Here is a 21,391-nt window from a genome sequence, read left to right on the forward strand (position 1 = left end):
TCGACCAGCGAAGGCGTGGATGATCGGGACAAGCCCGACCATGACGCAACCGGAGCGAGCTACCCCTTCGCCGCGACCGCGGTGATCTCGATGGCGTAGCCGGGCGAGGCCAGCTTCGCCTCGACGGTCGCACGCGCCGGGGAATGCCCCTTCGCGACCCACTTGTCCCAGACCACGTTCATCTCGCCGATCTTGCTGATATCGGTGAGGAAGATCTGGACGCTGAGGATGCGCTCCTTGCGGCTGCCGGCCTGCGCCAGCGTATCCTCCAGCAGAGCGAGAACCTCCTCGGTCTGCTCGGTCAGCGAAGCGCCCTCGGTCTTCTCGGCGACATGGCCGGCGAGGAAGATGATGCCGTTGAAGATGGCGGCGTCGCAGTAGCGGGCAGCCAGTCCGATGCGTTCGATGGTCATGGGCTTTGCATCCTGTCGCGGGAGAAATGGAGAAGCCCGCTTGGCCCGCCAGCCCTGCCCGGTCAAGCCGGCGGCAGCGCCAGGATCTCCCGAATGGCGCGCGGCTGGAGCTGACGCGGCGCGTCTTCCATCGCGACCTTGTAATAGCCGAGGATGCTGAGCTGCTCATAGGTCGCCCAGATCGAGTCGTCCTCGAAGGCGGCCATCCGCTCCTCGAAATTCAGGATCATGCCGTATTCCATGCCGACACCGCGCTCGATCGGGGGCGGGGTCGGCTTGCTGCGCTTCTGCGCTTCGGCCGCAGCGAAGGCGGCGAGCGCGCCCGGCTGCCAGACCTGCTCATAGGCCGCGACGATATCGGCAACAGCCTCGCCCTTGCTCGTCAGCACCCGCCGGCAGGCATCGGCGAAGGCATCGGTCAGCCCGTTCGCCTCGGCAGCGGAATCGGCCTTGTTGTAGTCGGCCCGCAACGGCTCGACATAGCCGAACAAATTCTCGAGCTGCCGCGCCGCCGGCCCTGCCAGGAACAGCCAGGGAAAGGCGCCGTCGATCGAGATCTGGCCGGGCAGGAGATGCGCCGCCTGCTCGCCGTCATCGGCCCGGAAGAACTGGCGCACCGCCGCCGTGCAGCTCACGTTGGGCACCGGCAGGATCGGGCGCTTGCGCCGGGCGGGATCGCGGATCAGTGCCATGAAGCAAAGAGTTTCAGCGACGCGCCCGTTGCGGGCGAGCCCGTGGTTCACCGCCCGCCGCTGGTCCGAGGACAGGCGCTGCACGATCTTGTGGCGAAAGCGCTCGCTCTTCGCCTCCGCCCGATCCGGAACCGTCCGCCTGCCCTTCGCCATCATCCCTCGCAGCGAGAAAACGATTCAGTCTCAGCAGCTTCCACCGCTGCTTTGAATCAATCTGTCATCAGCCGCCGATGATCACCGTCGGCAGCCCCATCATGATCTTGTTGGGCGGCCCCAGCGCCTCGATGATCGTATCCCCCAGGCGGCAGGCCGGCAGGTTGTTGATCAGCACGGTCTGCGAGCCGTCGATGACGACGCCGGGCCCATGCGTCGGCAGCGGCGACGGGCCGAGCGGTGTCAGGCAGATATGGATGTCGGCTCCGCCTGCCGCGCCTGTGATCATCGAGCCCATGCTGGCGGCGGCCGTGTTCTTGGCGGTTTCCTCGGCGGCGATGGCGGCCGGCGCTCCCGGCGTACCGGCGGCGGCGACGGTGGCAGCCTGAGCCGCCTGCAGCGCCGCATCGGAAGTCGCCTTGGCCCCCTGGATCGCAGCAGCCGCCGCAGCCGGCACACCGCGCCAGGCCAGCATCCCGCCGATGATCACGTTCGTGCTGCCCGGGCCGGGCTGGAGCATGCCCGGCAGCGGGTGCAGCACCGGGTCCATGATGCGTGCGGCCGGTCCCTTGGGCATGCGGGCCTCCCCTGCTCAAACGGATTCGTACTTCCGAGCACTGCCTTGAAAATCGCTCCGCCGCATCCTTCAAGTCAATGACGGCGACACGCGCGCGACGCGCTAGCATTCGTTTGGTGACGCTTGGGTAGGACCCGTAGTAAGCTCGCCCAGCCTGCCTTCGAGTGAGCGAGACCGGAATGTCGTGGTACAGCAAGGTCGTCTGGTCGGAAGGACTGTTTCTCAGGCCGCACCACTTCCAGCAGAGCGACCGCTATCTCGAAAACCTGCTGGAAAGCCGCGTCAGGAACGTCACGCCCTATCCATGGGGCTTCTCGGTGCTGGAGATCGACCGCGACCTCGCCCAGCAGAGCCGCATCGGCCTGCGCCGCGCCGTCGGCGTGATGCCGGACGGCACGCCCTTCGCACTGCCCGATAACAGCCCGCTGCCAGCCGCGATCGAGGTGCCGGAGAATGCCGCCGGCCAGATCGTCTGGCTCTCGCTGCCGCTCGCCGCCGCCAATACCCGCGAGGTCGAGGACACGCTGAACGGCTCGGCCAGCCGCTACGTTCCCGCGAACGAGATGCTGATCGATTCCACCGCCTCGCTGCGGACCGAGGAAGAGATCGACGTCGCCCATCCGCGCCTGACGCTGGAGCTGCGCAAGACCTCGAAGGCTGGCTATGTCGGCCTGGCACTCGGCCGCATCCTCGAAGTGCGCGACCGCGCCATCCTCTTCGACGAGAAATTCGCCCCGCCCGTGCTGGTCTGCTCGGCCTATCCGGTGATCGAGGGCTGGCTCGATCGCGTCATCGGCTGGATCGACAACAAGCTGGAGGAACTCGCCCGCTACGCCGCCGATCCGACGGCAGGCGGCGGCCTGCAGAGCGCCGATTATTTCGTGCTCCAGCTCCTCAACCGCAGCATCCCCGTGCTGAAGCACATGCGCCGCTCGCGCTTCGTCCATCCCGAGCGGCTGTTCTCGGCCTTCCTCGCGCTCGCCGGCGAGCTTGCCACCTTCACCACGGCCGAACGCCGCGCCCGCGATTACCCGGCCTATGATCACGACGACCTGGAGAACTGCTTCGCGCCGGTGGTGCGCGACATCCAGGACTTCCTCTCGGCCAATCTCGGCCGCCGCGCGATCCGGCTGGAGATCGTCGAGCGCGCCCAGAACGCCTTCATGTCGACGATCCGCGACCGCAGCCTGGTGCGCAATGCGACGCTGGTGCTGGAAGTCGCGGCACGCCGGCCCCTGACCGAAATCCAGGCGCAGTTCCCCCAGCTCTTCAAGATCGGCCCCAACACCAAGATGAACGAGATCGTCCATGCCCATCTGCCGGGCATCAATCTCGTCCATCTGCCGACGCCGCCGCCGCAGATCCGCGCGCTGACGGACCATGTCTATTTCTATCTCGACCGCACCTCGCCGCTCTGGCCGGAATTCTCGACGGCGAGTTCGATCGGCATGCATTTTTCCGGTGACTGGCCCGATCTCGAACTCGAGCTCTGGGCCGTTCTGGAGGGCAGGCGATGAGCGATCCGGGTTCGCCTTCAGATCCGTTCGGCCGCTCCGAACGAACGATCATCAGGCCGAACCCCGGCGGGCGTCGCGCGCCCCTGCCACCCGCTCCCGCCGCGCCGGCACCGGCCGCTCCGCAGGCGCCTCAGCCCTATCAGCCGCCGCAGGTGCCCTCGCCCGGCGTGCCCGGCACCGGCGACGAATGGATGTCTCAAGCTGCGCCGATCCCGCAGCGCCAGCAGGCGCCTCCGCCTCCGGCCGGCGGCGGCCAGTCCCTGCCGCGCCGCGACCAGCTCCTGACGCCGAACGCCAATCCGCTGCTGCGCGCTGCCGGCCCGCTCCTGCTCCTGCTCGGGCGAATGCGCGCGAACCTCTCCAACGCGCCCTTCGCCCAGCTCCTAGGCCAGGTCGGCGAGTCCATCGAGGCCTTCGAGCATGAGGTCCGCGCCGCAGGCGTCTCGGCCGAGACCGCCCAGACCGCGAAATACGTCATTGCCGCCAGCGCCGACGACATCGTCCAGAACATCCCCGGCGACGACCGCCATGTCTGGACGCAGTACAGCATGCTCTCGCGCTTTTTCGGCGAGCGCATCGGCGGCGTCCGCTTCTTCGAGATGCTCGACAAGGCCAAGGCCGATCCATCGGTCAATTACGACCTGCTGGAGCTGATGCATGCCTGCCTGGCGCTAGGCTTCCAGGGCATCCACCGCACCTCGGCCGGCGGCGCCAACAATCTCCAGACGATCCAGCGCAACCTGTTCGAGACCTTGCGCCGGGTGAAGCAGCCCGACCCGGAGCTCTCGCCGCGCTGGCGCGGACAGGCGATTGCGCAGGCGGTCGCCGGCTTCAAGGTGCCGGTCTGGTCGGTGGCGGCGATCGCAGCCATAGCCCTGCTCGGTGTCTATTTCGTCTTCCGCGCGCTGCTCGCCGGCAATGCCGAGGCGGCCTCGACCGCCCTGCTCTCGGTCCATCCCAAGGGCGAGATCGGCATCATGCGCAAGGTCTTCTCGGCCCCGCCGCCGCCTCCCCCGCCGCCGGCGCAGCCGCCCAAGGTCTGCGCCGCGGTGCAGCCGCCGATCGTCTGCCTGGTGACACCCAACGTCGTCATCGTTCGCCTCGTCGGCATCACCCTGTTCGAGCCGGGCCAGGCGGGCGTGCGCACGGAATTCCAGCCCCTGATCGAGCGCATCGCCGCCGTTCTGGAGCAGGAGGGCGGCGCCATCAAGGTCGTCGGCCATAGCGACAACGTGCCGATCCGCACCGCCCGTTTCCCGTCGAACCTCGTCTTGTCGCAGGCCCGCGCCAAGGCCGTCGGCGACGTGCTCAAGACCAAGCTCAGCAAGCCGGATCGGATCACCACCGAGGGCAAGGGCGCCGACGCCCCGATCGCACCCAACAACACCGCCGACGGCCGCGCTCAGAACCGGCGCGTCGAGATCCTGATCCAGCGTCAGAACTAGGAGGGCGAAGCCATGAACCTCGCCACCTGGCTCCGTATCGTCGCGATCCTGATCGGCGCGCTCGCGCTCGCCGCGCTGATCTGGTTTGGCGGCCCCTTCGTCGCGTTCGGCGATGTCCGGCCGTTCGAGTCTTTCTGGGTCCGCTTGCCCATCGCCGTGCTGCTCCTGCTCGGCGCGCTCGTCTGGATCGCCGTCATCGTCATCCGCCGTCGCAAGGCGACCGCAGCGCTGACCGAAGCACTGGAGAAGGAGGAGACGACCGGCGACGGCGCCGCCCTCTCCAGCGCGATGAAGGATGCGCTCGCGACGCTGAAGAGCGCCCGCGGCAAGGGCGGCGACTATCTCTACGACCTGCCCTGGTACGTGATCATCGGCCCGCCCGGCGCCGGCAAGACCACCGCTTTGGTCAATTCCGGCCTGAAATTCCCGCTGGCGCGCGGCGCGACGCCGGCCGCCGTCGCCGGCTCCGGCGGCACGCGCTATTGCGACTGGTGGTTCGCCGAGGACGCGGTGCTGATCGACACCGCCGGCCGCTACACCACGCAGGACACCGACACGAAAGCCGAGAAGTCGAGCTGGTTTTCCTTCCTCGACCTGCTCAAGACCAATCGCCCGCGCCAGCCGATCAACGGTGTCCTCGTCGCCATCAGTGTCGAGGACCTGCTGACCTCCTCGCCCGAAGAGATCGCCGCCCATGCCGATGCCATCCGCGCCCGCCTGCTCGAACTGCACGAGCGGCTGAAGGTCGATTTCCCGGTCTATGCCATCTTCACCAAGGCCGACCTGATCGCCGGCTTCAACGAGTTCTTCGGCCAGTTGACCGAGCCCCAGCGGCGCATGGTCTGGGGCCACACCTTCCAGACCGCCGACAAGACCCGCAACATGATCGGCGACGTGCCGCCGGAATATGATGCGCTGATCGAGCGCCTGAACGAGCGCCTCCCCGATCGGCTCCAGGACGAACACAACCCGACCGCGCGTGCCCAGATCTTCGGCTTCCCGAGCCAGATGGCGACGCTGAAGCGCTCCATCGTCGATTTCCTGACCCGCGTCTTCGAGCCGACGCGCTACCACGCCAATGCGACCTTGCGCGGCTTCTACTTCACCTCGGGCACCCAGGAAGGCACCCCGATCGACCAGCTGATCGGCGCGCTCTCGCGCAATTTCGGCTCGGACCACGCCGGCGCGGCCTCCTTCTCCGGCAAGGGCAAGAGCTATTTCCTGACCGAGCTGGTCCAGAAGGTCGTGATCGGTGAATCCGGCTGGGTCTCGACCGATCTCGGCGCCGCCCGCCGCACGACCGCGCTGCGCATCGCCGGCTTCGCCACGGTAGCTCTGCTCTCGCTTGCAGCGCTCGGCCTGTGGTGGACGAGTTTTTCGCGCAACAGCGATCTGATCACCGCGACCAATTACGGCCTCTCGGATTATCGCAGCGCTGCGGCCCCCGTGCTGCAGGAGACCACGATCTCCGACCGCAATTTCAGCCGCGTCCTGCCGCTGCTGCACAAGCTGCGGAACATGCCGGCGGGCTATGCGACGAAGGCCGAGCCGACGCCGACGCTCGCCACTTTCGGGCTCAGCCAGCGCGACCGCCTGCAGAACGCGACCGAAATCACCTATCAGCAAGCGCTGGAGCGCATGCTGCGCTCGCGCATCATCTTTCGGCTGGAAGAGCAGCTCGAGGCCAACGCCAACAATCCCGGCTTCGTCTACGAGGCGCTGAAGGTCTACATGATGGTCGGCGGCCAGGCGAAGCTGGACCGCGAGCTCGTCACGTCCTGGATGCGGCTCGACTGGGCCGAGAACCTCTTCCCCGGCCCGGCCAACGCCAAGGGCCGCGAGGCACTGGAAGAACACCTCGCCGCCATGCTCGACCTCGATGACGGCACCGGAGAGCCGATCGTCAAGCTCAACCAGTCGCTGATCGAACAGAGCCAGAGGACCTTGCGCCGCCTCAGCATCGCCGAACGCGCCTATGAGCTTCTGCGCACACAGTCCCGCAGCGAGAGCCAGAAGGACTGGGTCGTGTCGCAGCGCGGCGGCTCCGATGTGCGCCTGGTCTTCGAAGGCGTCACCGGGGAAGATCTCGACCAGATCCGCGTGCCCTATTTCTACACCTATGACGGCTTCCAGGACGCCTTCATCGCCCGGCTCGGCGATATCGGCGACCAGATCGAGCGGGAGCGCTGGGTGCTCGGCGAAAACCTCGACCAGCAGGCGATCACGGCTCAGTACGCCACGCTCTTCCCTGACCTGATGAAGCTCTACAGCCGCGACTATATCGCGAGCTGGCAGCGCATGCTGAAGCGCCTGAAGCTCCGGCCGCTCAACGCCGACAAGCCGCGCTATGTCGCGCTCAGTGCGATCAGCGCCGCGACCTCGCCCTTCAAGCAGGTGCTGGAATCCCTGCGCGACGAGACGCAGCTCACCAAGGAGCGGCCCAATGCCAAGAAGGCGGTTGCACAGGCCGCGGCGCAGGCCGCCGCCGATACGCTGGCGCGGCGCGCGAGCAATGCACTGAGCCGTCTCGGCGCCAATCTCCCGCTGGCGGCTCCGGGCGTCGATCGCATCTTGGCGGGTGGCGGGGCCGATAGCGCGCTCGGCGCCGATATCGAGAGCCAGTTCAAGCCCTTCCATGTCCTCGTCGATGGCGATCTCGGCCGCCGGCCGGTGGACCAGCTCCTCCAGGCCTTCTCGGAGATCAACCAGAACCTCGCCACGGCCGCGACGAATCCGGCACAATCGGCGGCGGCCAATGCCGCGCTCGTGCCGCTGATCGCGACGCTGCGTGCCAACTCCTCGCGCTATCCCGCGCCCTTCGACGGCATGGTGATCCAGGCAGTCAACGATTTCGAAGGCGACGCCACGGGCGCAACCGTTGCCCTGCTACGGCAGGCGCTGGCCGAGCAGGTCACCCGCGTCTGCACCGAGGTGATGAACAACCGCTATCCCTTCACCAAGGCGAGCGCCCGCGACGTGCCGCTCGCCGATTTCGCCCGGCTCTTCGCGCCCGGCCAGATCATGGACAAATTCTACAAGGAGCGGCTGGAGCCTTTCGTCGACACGTCCAAGCCGCAATGGGGCTGGCGCGTCGACAGCCGCGTCGCCCGCGCTCTTTCGCCGACGACGCTCCGCGAATTCCAGCGCGCCAGCGAGATCAAGGACGCCTTCTTCCCGACCGGCGGCAACCTGCCCTCCTTCCAGATGGTGGTGACGCCCACTGCGCTCTCGGCCGACGCCGCCAATGCCAAACTGGAGATCAACGGCTTCACCGTGACGAGCCAGCAGGGTGTCAACACGCCGACCCCGGTGATGTGGCCGGGCGGTGGCGTCGGCAAGACGGCGGTGACGCTGACGCTTGGTGGAAGCAGCAACACTTCCGGCGGCATGTTCAGCGGCGGCTTCTTCTCCTCCGGCCAGCAAGGCGGCGCCGCGCAGGGCGGCGAGGCCAAGCTCTTCGAGAAGGAAGGCACCTGGTCCTTCTTCCGCCTGCTCGATGCCGGCTCGGTGCTGAAGCAGGGCGACAATGTCGGGTTCAACCTGAATGCCGGCGGCCGGCAGGTCGGCTATTCCTTCGGCGTCGGCTCGCTCAAGAATCCCTTGATCCTGCCGGCGCTGCGGGAAATCCGCTGCCCCACCGGGATCTGAATCTTGAGCTGCGGCCTCTTCGGCAAGCTCCCGGCCAAGCGCGACTTCATCGCGCTGAACGCTCCCTCCGGCTTCCTCGGGACTTACGAGAAATGGCTGCAGGGCGGCTTGACCGTGAGCCGGCTCGAACTCGGCAATCGCTGGCAGGAGGCCTATCTCAACGCCCCGATCTGGCGCTTCTGGCTCGGCGGCGCCCATGGCGGGCAGAGCGTCGCCGGCGCCTTCATGCCTTCGGTCGACGGCGTCGGCCGCTATTTCCCGCTGACGGTCTTCGCGGCCGCCGGCCCGGGCGCCGCGATCCCGCCGCCGGAGCTCGACCCGCAGGACATTTGGTTCGAGGCGATCGAGGATTTCCTGCTGCAGGCGCTGGAGCCGCAGGCGAGCTTTGAGGCCGTCGCGCAGCGCCTCTCCGCCCTGCCCGTCCCCAACGACCATCACCTCGCCGCGCCACCACAGGACATGGTCCGCCTCGCCGACGGCACCATCGTCAGTGCGGCGATCGCCTCCGGTTTCCCGGAGCGGCTGGCGGCCTTGCGCGTCGAGGACCATGCCCGGTCCTATGCCCATGCGTGCTATCTCTGGACGGTGGGCGGCGCCAATTTCGAACCGCTGGCGCTGACCGGCCACGCCTTGCCCGATCCCTATCTCTTCACCGGCCTGCTCACCGGCCGTTTCGACGGCCATCTCGCGCCCGAGCGAGCCGGATCATGAGGGCGATGCCATGAACGACGCCCAGCGCCGGAATCCGGATTTCGAGACCGGCTGCATCAGCCACACCGGCAAGGTCCGCAAGGCCAACGAGGACAATTTCATCCTGCGCCCGGAAATCGGCCTCTGGGCGGTCGCCGACGGCATGGGCGGGCACGAGAACGGCGCGCTCGCCAGCGCGACCGTGGTCGCGGCGCTGGAGGCGGTCGGTGCCGCCGGCTCGGCGCCCGACCTGCTCGCCATGCTCGAAGCCGGCATCCTCAAGGCCAATGACGAATTGCGCGAAGAGATCGGCCGCCGCGGCGCGACCATGGGCGCGACGCTGGTCTGCCTGCTGATCCATCAGCGCCATTTCGCCTGCCTCTGGTCCGGCGACAGCCGCATCTACCTCGTTCGCAGCGGCCGCATCGCGCAGGTCTCGCGCGATCACACCGAGGTCCAGGACATGGTCGATCGCGGCCTCCTCACCAGCGACGAGGCGAAGCGCTCGCCGCGCCGGCACATCATCACCCACGCGATCGGCGTGCACGACACGCCGGAACTCGACCTCGAGAACGGCGAGATCGCCGATGGCGACACCTTCCTGCTCTGCTCGGACGGGCTGACCGAGCATATCGCCGACGCCGAGATCCTGGCCGCCGTCGAGGCCAATGGCGCGCAGGAGGCCTGCGACGCCCTGCTGGCGCTGACGCTGGAGCGCGGCGCGCGGGACAATGTCACCGTCGTGATCGTGCGCTATCGACAGGGGGCCAATGAAAGGACACGCTGGATGCCGAACCGGTCCATGCGAGGGAGCCCCACGCCATGAGCGACGACTCCGAGCGCACCGTCTTCGCGCCCCGCGCCAATGCCCGCATCGGCACGAAGCTGAACGGCATCTACGAGATCGAGAGCCTGATCGCGGTCGGCGGCATGGGCGAGGTCTACAAGGGCCGCGCGATCCAGACCGGCGATGCCGTGGCGATCAAGATGATCCGCCCCGACATGGCGCGCGACGACGCCGTGCTCGCCCTGTTCCGTCGCGAGGCGGCGGCCCTGCACAACCTCTATAACGAGGCCATCGTCCGCTACTACGTCTTCGCCATCGATCCGGTGAGCGAGACGCCCTATCTCGCGATGGAGTTCGTCGACGGGCAGCCGCTCTCCGAGCGCATCCAGCAGGGGCCGCTCAGCGTCGAGGAAGCCGATATCCTGCGCCAGCGCGTCGGGCCGGGCCTGCATGCCGCGCACCGGCTCGGCATCATCCATCGCGACATCTCGCCCGACAACATCATCCTGCCGGGCGGCGATCCCTCCCGCGCCAAGATCATCGATTTCGGCATCGCCCGCTCCAGCATCCTCGGCGAGGGCACGGTGATCGGCTCCGGCTTCGCCGGCAAATACAACTACGTCTCGCCCGAGCAGCTCGGCCTCTTTGGCGGCGAGGTCAGCGGCCGCTCGGACATGTATTCCTTCGCGCTGGTGCTGGCCCAGGCCTTGAGCGGCCGCGCCATCGACATGGGCGGCTCTCAGGTCGACATCATCGACAAGCGCCGCCGCCTGCCCGATCTCTCGGGGGTCGATGCGCGCATCCGGCCTCTGCTTGCGCGCATGCTGGCGCCAGACCCGAAGGACCGCCCTGCCGACATGGCCGAGGTCGCAGCCTGGCAGGCGCCCGCGCCGGGCAGGAAGGCCGCTGCCAAGGCAGCGGCCGGCCATACGACTACGGACAAGCCCGGGCGCTCGCCCCTGCCGCTCGTCGCCGGCATTGCGGCGCTCGCCGTGCTGGCGGGCGGCGGCTTCTATGCCTGGACGACGCTCGATGGCGGACAGGCGGCGCGGGTCGCGAACAACGATCCGCCGCCGCTCGCGGAGCAGCCTTCGACCAGCGCGCCGACCCCGGCAACGAACGCGCCGCCCGCCTTGACCGAAGCCCCCGCGGCACAGCCCCCTGCGACAAGCGCTCCACCCGCGCTCACCGAAGCGCCGGCGCAGCCATCCGCATCCGCGACGCCCAGCCCCGCCGTCGAGACGCCCCCTCCCGCGCCGCCCCCGGTGACGCAGCCTCCTGCGGCGCAAGCGCCTCCGCCCCAGACGACACGGCCGCAGCGGCCTCCATCCGGGCCGTCGGGATCGCAGGTCGCCGTGAATACCGAGCCGCCGCAACAGCAGGCGCCGGTGCGTCCGCCCGTGGCCGAGCCCGCCGTCAAGCCGCCCGTGGCCATCGAGATCAAGCCGCCGGAGCCGCCACCCGTTACCGTGGTGGTCCCCCCGCCTCCCGCCAGCCAAAGCGTCGCGCCGCCGCAGGTCGCCGCGATGGCGCCCGAACCCGAGCCGCGCACGCCGGCCGAGCGGATCGAGCGCTATGTCCGCGACTATGATGGCGGCTCCTGCTTCTTCCTCTGGCCGCTCGAAATCGGAGACCGCAAGGCGACGCTGGAAGGCTTCGGCAGCAACTCGGCGCCTTTCGTCGCCTTCGACGGGGCCTTCAAGGCGGCGCAGGGCTTCGAGGCGCAAATCCACCTGCGACCGATGACCGAGGCCCAGTGCCCGATGGTCGATTTCCTGCGCCGGCCCGGCATCGGCATCGACCGAAGCCCGAAAATCCAGATCGGCGCCTTCAACATGAAGAGCGGCGAGATCCTCAACGGCTCGGTCGAGGCCGGCGGCGGCCAGAACCTCGACGTCGTGCTGATCGGTGATGACGGGCTCGTCTACAACCTCTCCAGCTTCGCGAAACGCGAGGGCGGCAAGGTGATCTTCAACCTCAAGCTTGAATCGACCGGCGGCTCGGCCCGCCCGCAGACCGTGCTCGCGCTGGTCACCAAGGAGGCCCTGCCGGCACTCTCCGGCCCCAATCCGTCTCCCGCGAGCGAATTCTTCGCCAACCTCAAGCTCGACCTCGCCCGCCAGAGCGGCAAGCTCGGCCTGGGGATCAAGTATTTCCGGATCGAGTGAGGCGGCGATCGGCCTCTTCCCTTCTCCCGCAAGGGGAGAAGGGAAGTCCCCTCAATCCTCCCGATAAAGCACGCCCCATTCGTCCTGCCAGATCCCGGCCTTGTCCTCGACCACGATCGGCGCCTGGATTTCGTTGGCGAGGCGGATCGCGGTGCGGAAGGCATCCTTCGCCGCCAGTTCATCGCTGACGAAATCATTGACCAGATGCCCGCCCGCGAGATCGGCCGGACAGAGCACATGCCCGAAGGCCTCCCCGCCGCGCTCCGACAGCCTGAGCGTGATCGCATCGGTCGGCGGTTCGTCGACTTGCTCGAAACGGTTGGCCGGCATGGGTTTTCTCCTTTCGCTGCTCTCGGAGAGCGGTGGCCGCGAGCGGGCGCGCGCGCGGCGTCAGCAGGTCATTTCTTCGGTTGCGGCCGGGCGATGCCCCCGCCCCCGCCGGGCCTGACCGCGCTGTAGCGATCGAGCCTGATCTTGATCATGTCGTTGAACTTCTTGTGGACCTCGGAGACGGTGAGCACCTTCGTCTCGCCGCCCGAACCCGCATAGAAGATCGGCCGGTTGGCTTGTGCCGGCCGGGGCAGCAATTCGGCCGCCTTGACGCCGGGCTGCTCCTCCATCGTCTCGATGAAGGTCTGCGCCGCATCGGGACCGAGGAAGTGGATCAGGTAGATCTCGCCGCCGGTGAGATGGCGCCCGAGCGCCCGCTCCAGCCTGAGCGTGTCGCGCTTCAGCATCTCGGCCGCCAGCAGCGCCGAGATATAGGGCTCGCGCCGCATGTCGAGGATGCGCTGGCGCTGGGAACCATCGGTCACGACGAATTGCCGGCCTGACCTGCCGATCAGCTTCACGTCGGCGGCGAGCCCGTGCTTCGTCCCGAATTCGTAGATTACGCCAAGCCAGGTCTGCTCGATGAACTGGTAGAGACCGGTCGCCGAGGAGGTCTGCGCCTTCACTGCCGTCGAGAACGAGGATTCCTTGTCGGCCACCGCCATCAGCAGGGTCGGGTCGGCGCCGACGACCTTGCTCGCGCGCACGATCAGGTCGACGAGGTGGCGGCGGATCTTGATCGGCCCGAAGGTCAGCACCTGATCGGGGTCGCCACTGGAAATCTGCGGCGGCGGCTGCGGCGCACCGCTTGGCGAGACAGGCCCCGGCGGCGGCCCGCTCTGCATCTTCGGCGGCACCAGCAGGATGTTGGATGGCAATTGCAACTGGTTGACCGGAACCTGCTGGGCCGGCGCGTCTTCCTGCGGCTTGATCGCCGCCAGCGACGGATCGTTGTCGAGGGCGAACTGGGCCGCCTGCCGCGCGCCCTCCAGATCCTGCTCGACCGAGGACAGGATCAGCGACGGCCGGGCCGGTGCAGCCTTCAGCGCCGGGGCCTCGACGGCCGCGATCTCGATCCCGCGCTCCGGCTCCGGCCGCTCCTGCTGCTGGAGCCGCGCATAGGCCAGCCCGAGCACAGCCGCGGTCACACAGGCAGCGCCGGCTGCCACGGCAGCGATCGCCTTGCGCCCGGAAGAGGCTTTCTTCGGCCGGGCATCGGGTGGTTCGGCAACCTCTGCAGGTGTCGCAGATGGGGCTCGCGGAGGAGCCGGTGGAGCGGTGGCGGGCGGCGGAGCGGGGGATCGACCGGAGGCGGCGGCAACCGGCCGTGCCGGAGCCGCGCGCGGCGGCTCCGGCACCGGCGATCGCACGGGAGCGGAGGCGATCGGGGCCAGTGCCGGGCGTGGAGGCGACGGGCTGGCGGCTACCGGCGCCGCGACCGCTTCCGGCTTCCCCGTCACCAGGCTCCGCAGCTTCTCCAGCCAACCCGCGTCGCCTCGCCCGGCGAGCGCAGCCAGATCGTCGACAAGGCGCTGCGCCGTTACCTGCGGCACGCCTGCATCGCGCGCGATCGCACTGACGGCAGCCTTGCCCGGTTGTTCCGACACCACCTTCAGCGCGTAGAACCAAAGCTGCAGCGGCGTACGTCGGCTTTCCAGCGGCGTCCCCCCGGCCGGATGGATCATGTAGTTGCAATACTGGCAGGCGAAACCGCGCAATTTCGGGCGCGGCTCGAACTGTGCCGGCCGGCCGCAGGCGGGGCATTTCAGGCTCGTTCCGCCATGGCGCAGGCGCATCAGCGCGGCGAGGCAAGCCTCCTCCGGGAACAGCGCCTGGAATTGCCGGAAGCGCTCGCTCATTCCGCTGGCCTGCGCTCCATCGCCCCTGCCGCAAGGTTACCCCTCAGTGGGGCTCTTCACAATCGTCACGCCCGCAGCAGCCCGAGGCGCGCGACATCCTTCAGATGCATCGCCACCTCCTCCGCCGTCGCCCGCTCCGGCAGGCCTGGCACGGCCGCGCCGGCGGCACGGGCCTCGTCGAGGAAGGCGTTCATCGCGTCGAGCAGCATGCGCTGGTCACGCGAACCGTCGAGCAGGCTGACGAATTTGCGCACGACGACGCCGTCGAGCTGAACGGTCCGGTGGCGCAGGTCCGTGACCTCGGCCGAGCTCGAGGCCTGCCAGCGCGCGATCTCGCTGGCTGCCGGTTTCTCGCTGATCGCCGTCGTCAGCGGCGGCGCCTCCAGCCTGATATCGAGCAATCCTGCTTTGAAGATCGCGATCAGGGCTTCGTCGAGCCGGGCGATCTCATGGGCGCGGTCTGGCCCGAGTTCGCCCGCAGCGTCGCGGCATGCGCGCTCCATCAGTTCGTCCCAGGCGATGCTCGCCGGCCAGATCGTGCTCAGGATGGCGAGCGCGGCCTTGCCCACCGGCAGGTCGACGGCAAGTTGCACGCCTTCGTCAAAGCTGAAGCGCTGGACGCCGGGCTTGGCCTCCTTCTCGGCCGGGGGCGCCAGCCGCGCATTGGCCGCGAGATGATAGGGCTTGAGCGACCCCGGCCGGACGCCGCGCCTGAGCGGGATATCCGCCCGGCACAGCAGCGTCTCGCGAAAGGCTCGCCCGATCAGCAGGTCGAGCGTCTGCTCGCGCAGCGCCATCTGCTCCAGCGGCATCCGGTCGAGCATCTGCTGGGCCGGCCCCTTGGCGGCACCGTAGAGGTTGGGGAACGAGGCCTCGGCCAGGAATTGCAGCCCATGCCGCTCGGCAGACGACAGCACCTCATGCAGCGCGAAGGCGCGTGCGCCGGGGTTGAGATCGTCGTGATAGAGGACGTTGTCGGGCAGTTCGTCGATCTGCTTCAGTCGCTGCCGCAGCGCCGCGCCATGGAAGCTGTCCGGGTCGCTGGCCTCGGCAATCTCCTTCAGGGCGGCGCGGGCGACCCTGACCCGCTCGCGCGGGTCCTCGATGTCCTTGACGGCAAACAGCATGACGTCGCGCGCGAGATCACGCAGACGGCAGCCGGGCAGCGCATTGTAGCTGACATAGGCGACGCCCTGCGGCGCCAGCAATTGCCCGAACAGGGCGATGATCCGTTCGCGCACGACATCCGGCACCCAGGAATAGACGCCATGGACGATGATGTAGTCGAAGGTCCCGATCTCCCCGGCCACCGCGAGGATGTCGCGCTGCTCGAAAGCAAGATTGGTGAGGCCCAGTTCCGACGCGTTGGCATGCGCCTGCCGGATCGAGTCGCCGCTGAGGTCGATGCCGAGGAAGCGGCTGCCCGGATATTGCGCGGCCATCGGGATGAGGTTGCCGCCGCGCCCGCAGCCGAGTTCGAGCACGCGCATGGCCGTCGGCAGTGCCGGGTCCATGCCATGGAAATGCGCGATGGTTGCCAATCGCGATGGGTGGGTCTGCGAGAAGGAGTGGCCGGGATAGGCCACGGCGTCATAGGGATTGATGGCTGGATCGCTGGTCATGGCCGCTCCCGCCGGGCTCCGTCCCCGTCATTCGAGCCGAAGCGTCGTCGCGGCGCCTCATTCATTTGAAGGAGCGCCACGCCTGACATTGAGCCTCCAGCGCAGGTCGAACAAGGCCGCCGATACGCTGGCAATTAAGTCACACCGGCGCGATTATACATGAAGAATCGCTACGACTGACGCTGCTAACGCGAAGCACATACTGAGGAATCGGGCCCTCGCCTCACGTCCGAACCGTGTTTTTTCCGTGTCGATTTGATGTTGCTTGATCCCCCGGCTTTCTGGGAATCTCCATCATATGGCGGACGCCTGCTCGAATCGTGGGCGTCAGACAGGTCCAGCGAGTCGTTCTTCTCGCGCGCAGGGGAAGCAGCATGCGGATTCAAGCCCGGGCCTATGCGTATCTCGTCATCGCCCTCGCGGCGGTCTTCGTCACGTTCGGCCTCGGCGCCACGCCCGCCTTTGCCCAGAAGCGCTTCGCCTTCGTCGTTGGCAATGGCGGCTATGCCAATGTCACCAAGCTGCCCAACGCGCTGAACGACGCCAACGCCACGCGCAGCATGCTGCAGGAAGCGGGCTTCGACATCACGCCGGCGCTCGATCTCTCGCTCGCCGGTCTGCGCAGCGCGCTCGACGTCTTCGTCGACAAGGTGCGCCGCGGCGGTCCTGATGCGACGGCGCTGGTCTATTATGCCGGCCATGCCGTGCAGCTCGACGGCGCCAACTACATCCTGCCGACCGATATCCGTCCGCAGATCGGCACCAATATCGCTGAGCAATCCCTGTCGCTGAGCGACATCCTGCGCCGCCTCGATGGGGCTGGCGCCAAGTCCAAGATCGCGATCCTCGACGCCTGCCGCGACAATCCCTTTGCCGGCCGTCAGGTCGCCCGCGGCCTTGCCCTGCAGATCGTCGACGGCGCCAATGAAGGCATCAGCAACGAAGCCGGCCTCGCCCGCATCGATTCCGGCAGCGGCACCTTCGTCGCCTTCGCCACATCGCCCGGCTCCACCGCCGCGGACGGCACCGGTGCCAACAGCCCCTTCACCACCGCCTTCCTGCGCGAGGCCCGCGAGCCGGGTCTGGCCGTCGAGCAGATCTTCCGGCGCATCCGTCTCGCCGTCTACGATTCCACCAACGGCACCCAGATCCCCTGGGACACGTCTTCGCTGATCACGGAGTTCAGCTTCTTCCAGCGCCCGGCCGGCGCCCCTGCGGCGCAAGCAGCCACGGCCGGCAACGTCCCTCTGACGGCGCGCCCGACGCTGGCCTCGCTGCGCGGCATGTCGCCGGCCGACGCCGCCCGCACCGCGATCGCCTGGGACCGCAGCGACATCTACGGCAATGCGCTCGCGATCAATCCCGAAGATCAGAACGCCCTGCGCCTGAATCGCATCCTCGCCCAGCGGACGGATGAGCGGGCCTGGGCCGAGGCCGTGCTCGCCGGCGATGCCGAATCCTTCAGGCTCTACGCCCGGCTCTATCCGGTCTCGGATCACACGGCTGCCGCCCTGCGATTGGCGGCGACTGCGCCGAGCCGCAACCGCGTGCAGGTCGCACAGACCTGCCCGGTCTGCCCGGCCGTCCAGCAGCCCCGCTCGCGCCGTGCCGATTATACGCCGCGCGGCGTCTCCCCCGCGCGGACGGGAATGCCGCGCCGGGCCCCCGTCACCCCGCCGCCGCCTCCGATGGCGCCACAGGCGATGGCGCCCGACCTGCCCGCCCTGTTTCCGGAGCGCCCACGCTGGACCGGCTTCTATGTCGGCGGCTCGCTCGGCGGCGGCCGGCAGAGTGACCGTACGACCGTAGCTGGCCCCTTCGGCAGCCCAACCTTCACGCCGACGACCACGACGACGACGAGCACCACCACGACCACCAACTCGACGCCTTTCCCAACGACAACGACCGTCGTGACAACCGCGACCGTGGCCGGCACCTCGGTCCTCGCCGCCAGCGCGATCAATGCCGCGGCCGTGCCGCGCAGCCTGTCGCCCGACGGCAGCGGCATGGTCGGCGGCGCGCAGTTCGGCTTCAACTATCAGATCGGCGCAGTCGTCATCGGCGCCGAAACCGACCTGTCCGCGACGCGGCTCGGCGGCAGCCAGACGATTTCCGCCAATCCCGGCGGGACCCGCTTCACCACGCGCGCCGAGAACGAGGTCTCGATGCTGGGAACGGTCCGCGCCCGCGCCGGCTTCGTGCTCGGCGATTTCATGATCTATGGCAGCGGTGGCTATGCCTACGGCCTCGTCGACCAGAAGGGCTCGATCACGCCCGACAATCCGGCGACGGCCTCCGGCGCCACGGCCTCCCGTTCCGGTATCGCCAGCGGCTGGGCGCTCGGCGGCGGCATCGAATATGCGATCATGCCGGGCATGACGCTCCGGCTCGACTACACGCATTACGATCTCGGCAACCAGAAGCTGACCTTGCAGGATTATACCGGGCTCGCCCCCACCCAATACGCGACCATGCGTGCGCGTACCGCAGGCGATATCGTCAAGGCCGGCTTCAACTTCGGCTTCTGACGCCGACAACGACGCCGCGCCCCTTGACACTGACGGGTCCGATGGGGAATTTGGCGCCCGATGCGGGTGTAGCTCAATGGTAGAGCAGCAGCCTTCCAAGCTGAATACCCGGGTTCGATTCCCGGTACCCGCTCCATTCCCCTGCCATCCTGAATATCCGGGATCATTCCCGTCGGCATCGCGCCCGCCGGCCGGGCCGCTCAGGCCGGCGAGGAAGCTCCCATAGCGCTGCCTCAAGCGGACTACGGCGTATCGGAGGTGTCGCGTGCGCGGCTTCCCTGGTTGCGGTTGCGCGGCGAGCGCCTGAACAGGGTCGTATGCACGGCTTTCAGGATCGGCTGCGGTTTCCCCAGCAGATACCCTTGCGCTTCCGTGCAGCCCGCCCGGTCGACCGCATCGAGCTGATCTTGCGTCTCGATGCCCTCTGCCGTGGTGGTCATGCCGAGTTCGGCCGCCAGCGCCGCGACGGCCGCAACGATGGCCGCGCTGTCGGAATGGGCGGTCATGTCGCGCACGAAGGAACGGTCGATCTTCACCTTGTCCAGCGGGAAGAGCCGCAGGTGGCTCAGGCTCGAATAGCCCGTGCCGAAATCGTCGAGCACGATTCGGACGCCGAGTTCCTTGAGACTCCTGAGCGTTCCGAGGTTGCGATTGTCATTGGCGAGCAGCGCAGTCTCGGTGATCTCGAGTTCGAGCCGCCTCGGGTCGAGCCCCGTCTCGGCGAGGATATCGCGCACGGTCGCCACCGCATCGCCGAAGATCAATTGCACCGGCGACAGGTTGACGGCGATGCGAAGATCGCCCGGCAACTGGACCGCGTCCATGCAGGCCTGGCGAAGGACCCATTCTCCGAGATCGACGATCAGTCGCGTCTCCTCCGCCAGCGGCACGAACTCCGCCGGCCCGACCAGTCCCCGTTCCGGGTGGTGCCAGCGCAGCAACGCCTCGAAGCCGCAGAGCTTGCTGGATTTCAGATCGAAGATCGGCTGGTAGGACAGCTCGAACTGCCGCTCTTCGACAGCCTGGCGCAGATCCATTTCCAGGGCGAGACGGGCGCGCAACTGCTCGTCCATTTCCGCCGTGAACACGCAGCAGACCCCGCGTCCCCGGGCCTTGGCCTGGTAAAGCGCGAGGTCGGCCTGTTTCAGGAGCAGATCCGCATCGAACCCCGAGCTCTCGGCAATGGCGATGCCGACGCTCGCCGAGATGGAAATCGTCCGATCCTTGAGGACATAAGGCTCGCTGAGAACCTCGATGATGCGGGTCGCGAGCGCCACGGCCTGCTGCGGTTGCCCCGGATCGAGGCTGAGAACCGCGAACTCGTCTCCACCCAGGCGGGCGACGCATTCGGTATCCCGCACACAGGTCTTCAGGCGTTCCGCGACCGAGAGGAGCAGCAGGTCGCCGACGGGATGCCCGAGCGTATCGTTGACGTCCTTGAAGCGATCGAGGTCGAGGAACAGCAGGGCCGCCACCGCGGAACCGCCCTCCTTCCGCAGCAGCGACTTCGTGATCTGGCTGCGGAAGGCGAAGCGGTTCTGCAGGCTCGTCAGGTCGTCATGATGGGCCAGGAAACGGATGCGATGTTCCTGCTCAACGAGAGCCGCGTTCTGCTGTCGTGCCTCTTCGGCCGCCTCGTTGGCCCGCGTGTTGGCGGCAGCCAGCTCCGCGAGCGCCCCCCTGAGTGCCGTGATATCGGTGCGGATTCCGACCGTCCCGCCATCCCTCATCCGCCTTTCCGTGATGAGCAGCCAGCGCCCGTCCGGCAGCAGGCGCTCGATCGAGCCGCTGCCCTGGCGATGCCAGGTCGCGACATCCCTGACGAATTCCTCGATCTCGCCGGTCGCCTGGGGATATTGGCCGAGCTCGACCCCTTTGCGGATGATATCCTCGAAATGCGCACCGGCCGTCATGAAGGGCGCGCTCAGCGCATAGAGGTCGCGATAGCGCTGGTTGCACGTCACCAGCCGGTCGCCCTCGTCCCACATCACGAAGCCGTCGGACATGGCCTCGATCGCGTTGTCGAGGAGGACTGCCGCCCGCCCGCGCTCGGCATCCGCCCGTTCGCGCTGGTGGATGGCCAGCAGGATCGCTCCGGCAAAGGCCGACAGAAGCAGCGCCCCAATGACGGCCGCCGTGATCGTCCGGTCGCGATCCTGGCGCCAATCCGCGAGAGCCTCGGTGCTCTTCACGCTCAAGACGAGCCGGATATCGCCATAGAGCGAGCCTCTGACCACGTTCAGGGTCGCGGTTTCGCTGCCCCTCTCGCCGATCAGGAAAGCCTTGCCCTTCGCCACTCGCGTGGGCAAGGCGGGAACGCGGGGCTTGCCGATCAGCAATTCGTCATGCGGCAGCATCGCGACGATCTGGCCGTCGGCGCGTTCGAGCGAAATCCGCGTGTCGGAGCCGACACCGGCCTCCGCCAGGAGTTTCATCATCGTGTGCAGGGGCACCTCGGCAACCGGGACGACGCCGTGCCACGCGGGAATCCGGCGTGCGACGTAAAGCGACCAGTCCCCGGTGACGGCGTTTCGAATCGGGCCAATCAGATTCGTCGGCGCGCGCGAGACCATGGCGACATCCAGCGGCAGGCTATGGCGTGCGCCGCTCGACCTGGCGGAAGCAATGATGCTGCCATCGGGCCCGACGAGCAGCAGGTCGCGAAACGCCATCGTCTGGAAATTGAGGCCCCGAAGCAGGCGGCTGGCGGGCTCCCTTTGGCCGGGGCCGATCTGAGCGACATCGAACAGGGTTGCAAAGCTCGCCAGCGCGCCATCGACCTGCAGGAGTTGCCGGTCGAGCGCATTCTCGGCGGCAACGGCCTGGCCTTCCAGCGATTGCTCGGCAGCCCGCCAGGCGGTCACCTCCCTCTGGCGAACCAGATTGGAGGCGCCGATCGCAGCCACCGTCAGGATGACGGCCGCCCCCGCTACCACCATGAGTTTAAGGCGCTTGATCATTG

Annotated in this window: 14 protein-coding genes and 1 tRNA gene; 8 read left to right on the forward strand and 7 right to left on the reverse strand. The window is 67.9% G+C overall.

Annotated elements, in window-relative coordinates:
- Positions 1-59: 59 nt before the first annotated feature.
- From FHT98_RS01765 to FHT98_RS01775, 3 genes are all read right to left on the reverse strand, one after another.
- The gene (locus FHT98_RS01765; RefSeq protein ID WP_142111983.1) at positions 60-413 is read right to left on the reverse strand and encodes a RidA family protein; all 354 of its coding nucleotides are present in this window, start codon (positions 411-413) and stop codon (positions 60-62) included.
- Positions 414-475: 62 nt separating this feature from the next.
- Positions 476-1,258 carry a hypothetical protein gene (locus FHT98_RS01770; protein ID WP_142111985.1) on the reverse strand — a complete coding sequence of 261 codons (783 nt, stop codon included), beginning with the start codon at positions 1,256-1,258 and terminating at the stop codon, positions 476-478.
- Positions 1,259-1,325: 67 nt separating this feature from the next.
- On the reverse strand, positions 1,326-1,835 hold the full coding sequence (locus tag FHT98_RS01775) for a PAAR domain-containing protein (RefSeq protein WP_142111987.1): 510 nt from the start codon (positions 1,833-1,835) through the stop codon (positions 1,326-1,328).
- Between the two features lie 179 nt (positions 1,836-2,014).
- Between FHT98_RS01775 and tssK the strand changes: the two genes are divergently transcribed.
- The 6 genes from tssK to FHT98_RS26340 are packed head-to-tail and all read left to right on the forward strand — an operon-like array spanning position 2,015 to position 12,090.
- Complete coding sequence (tssK, locus tag FHT98_RS01780) at positions 2,015-3,352, forward strand: type VI secretion system baseplate subunit TssK (protein WP_142111988.1); 1,338 nt, start codon at positions 2,015-2,017, stop codon at positions 3,350-3,352.
- Positions 3,349-4,797 (forward strand): type VI secretion system protein TssL, long form, encoded by a 1,449-nt coding sequence (gene tssL, locus FHT98_RS01785; RefSeq protein ID WP_142111990.1) that lies wholly within the window; start codon positions 3,349-3,351, stop codon positions 4,795-4,797. Before tssK ends, tssL begins: the two co-directional genes overlap by 4 nt.
- A 12-nt stretch (positions 4,798-4,809) precedes the next feature.
- The gene (gene tssM, locus FHT98_RS01790; RefSeq protein ID WP_142111992.1) at positions 4,810-8,445 is read left to right on the forward strand and encodes a type VI secretion system membrane subunit TssM; all 3,636 of its coding nucleotides are present in this window, start codon (positions 4,810-4,812) and stop codon (positions 8,443-8,445) included.
- A gap of 3 nt (positions 8,446-8,448) precedes the next feature.
- Positions 8,449-9,156, forward strand: a complete 708-nt coding sequence (gene tagF / locus FHT98_RS01795; RefSeq protein ID WP_142111994.1) for a type VI secretion system-associated protein TagF — start codon at positions 8,449-8,451, stop codon at positions 9,154-9,156.
- A 10-nt stretch (positions 9,157-9,166) separates the two neighbouring features.
- Positions 9,167-9,961: a PP2C family protein-serine/threonine phosphatase gene (locus tag FHT98_RS01800; protein ID WP_142111996.1), complete on the forward strand. Its 795-nt coding sequence runs from the start codon at positions 9,167-9,169 to the stop codon at positions 9,959-9,961.
- Positions 9,958-12,090 carry a serine/threonine protein kinase gene (locus tag FHT98_RS26340; RefSeq protein ID WP_210244318.1) on the forward strand — a complete coding sequence of 711 codons (2,133 nt, stop codon included), beginning with the start codon at positions 9,958-9,960 and terminating at the stop codon, positions 12,088-12,090. Before FHT98_RS01800 ends, FHT98_RS26340 begins: the two co-directional genes overlap by 4 nt.
- A 51-nt stretch (positions 12,091-12,141) precedes the next feature.
- Here the strand turns inward: FHT98_RS26340 and FHT98_RS01810 are convergent, their stop codons facing one another.
- From FHT98_RS01810 to FHT98_RS01820, 3 genes are all read right to left on the reverse strand, one after another.
- Positions 12,142-12,420 (reverse strand): hypothetical protein, encoded by a 279-nt coding sequence (locus FHT98_RS01810; protein ID WP_061967191.1) that lies wholly within the window; start codon positions 12,418-12,420, stop codon positions 12,142-12,144.
- Positions 12,421-12,488: 68 nt separating this feature from the next.
- Complete coding sequence (locus FHT98_RS01815) at positions 12,489-14,279, reverse strand: transglycosylase SLT domain-containing protein (protein WP_142111998.1); 1,791 nt, start codon at positions 14,277-14,279, stop codon at positions 12,489-12,491.
- Between the two features lie 65 nt (positions 14,280-14,344).
- Positions 14,345-15,901 (reverse strand): methyltransferase domain-containing protein, encoded by a 1,557-nt coding sequence (locus tag FHT98_RS01820; RefSeq protein WP_142112000.1) that lies wholly within the window; start codon positions 15,899-15,901, stop codon positions 14,345-14,347.
- A gap of 374 nt (positions 15,902-16,275) precedes the next feature.
- Between FHT98_RS01820 and FHT98_RS01825 the strand changes: the two genes are divergently transcribed.
- Both FHT98_RS01825 and FHT98_RS01830 read left to right on the forward strand, forming a co-directional pair.
- Positions 16,276-18,429: a caspase family protein gene (locus tag FHT98_RS01825; RefSeq protein ID WP_142112002.1), complete on the forward strand. Its 2,154-nt coding sequence runs from the start codon at positions 16,276-16,278 to the stop codon at positions 18,427-18,429.
- A 62-nt stretch (positions 18,430-18,491) separates the two neighbouring features.
- Positions 18,492-18,565: transfer RNA gene (locus FHT98_RS01830), tRNA-Gly, on the forward strand.
- A gap of 106 nt (positions 18,566-18,671) precedes the next feature.
- Here FHT98_RS01830 and FHT98_RS01835 read toward each other — a convergent pair.
- Positions 18,672-21,389, reverse strand: coding sequence for a bifunctional diguanylate cyclase/phosphodiesterase (locus FHT98_RS01835; protein ID WP_142112004.1), 2,718 nt, complete (start codon positions 21,387-21,389; stop codon positions 18,672-18,674).
- Positions 21,390-21,391: the final 2 nt, after the last annotated feature.

Origin of the sequence: Allobosea sp. AK1 (assembly GCF_006714945.1) — a bacterium.
GTDB lineage: Bacteria > Pseudomonadota > Alphaproteobacteria > Rhizobiales > Beijerinckiaceae > Allobosea > Allobosea robiniae.

What these genes read in the sequence shown, in the direction of transcription:
- FHT98_RS01765 (WP_142111983.1), bottom strand. Translation starts at nt 413, where the DNA reads ATGACCATCGAACGCATCGGACTGGCTGCCCGCTACTGCGACGCCGCC.
- FHT98_RS01770 (WP_142111985.1), bottom strand. Translation starts at nt 1,258, where the DNA reads ATGGCGAAGGGCAGGCGGACGGTTCCGGATCGGGCGGAGGCGAAGAGC.
- FHT98_RS01775 (WP_142111987.1), bottom strand. Translation starts at nt 1,835, where the DNA reads ATGCCCAAGGGACCGGCCGCACGCATCATGGACCCGGTGCTGCACCCG.
- tssK (WP_142111988.1), top strand. Translation starts at nt 2,015, where the DNA reads ATGTCGTGGTACAGCAAGGTCGTCTGGTCGGAAGGACTGTTTCTCAGG.
- tssL (WP_142111990.1), top strand. Translation starts at nt 3,349, where the DNA reads ATGAGCGATCCGGGTTCGCCTTCAGATCCGTTCGGCCGCTCCGAACGA.
- tssM (WP_142111992.1), top strand. Translation starts at nt 4,810, where the DNA reads ATGAACCTCGCCACCTGGCTCCGTATCGTCGCGATCCTGATCGGCGCG.
- FHT98_RS01800 (WP_142111996.1), top strand. Translation starts at nt 9,167, where the DNA reads ATGAACGACGCCCAGCGCCGGAATCCGGATTTCGAGACCGGCTGCATC.
- FHT98_RS26340 (WP_210244318.1), top strand. Translation starts at nt 9,958, where the DNA reads ATGAGCGACGACTCCGAGCGCACCGTCTTCGCGCCCCGCGCCAATGCC.
- FHT98_RS01810 (WP_061967191.1), bottom strand. Translation starts at nt 12,420, where the DNA reads ATGCCGGCCAACCGTTTCGAGCAAGTCGACGAACCGCCGACCGATGCG.
- FHT98_RS01815 (WP_142111998.1), bottom strand. Translation starts at nt 14,279, where the DNA reads ATGAGCGAGCGCTTCCGGCAATTCCAGGCGCTGTTCCCGGAGGAGGCT.
- FHT98_RS01820 (WP_142112000.1), bottom strand. Translation starts at nt 15,901, where the DNA reads ATGACCAGCGATCCAGCCATCAATCCCTATGACGCCGTGGCCTATCCC.
- FHT98_RS01825 (WP_142112002.1), top strand. Translation starts at nt 16,276, where the DNA reads ATGCGGATTCAAGCCCGGGCCTATGCGTATCTCGTCATCGCCCTCGCG.
- FHT98_RS01835 (WP_142112004.1), bottom strand. Translation starts at nt 21,389, where the DNA reads ATGATCAAGCGCCTTAAACTCATGGTGGTAGCGGGGGCGGCCGTCATC.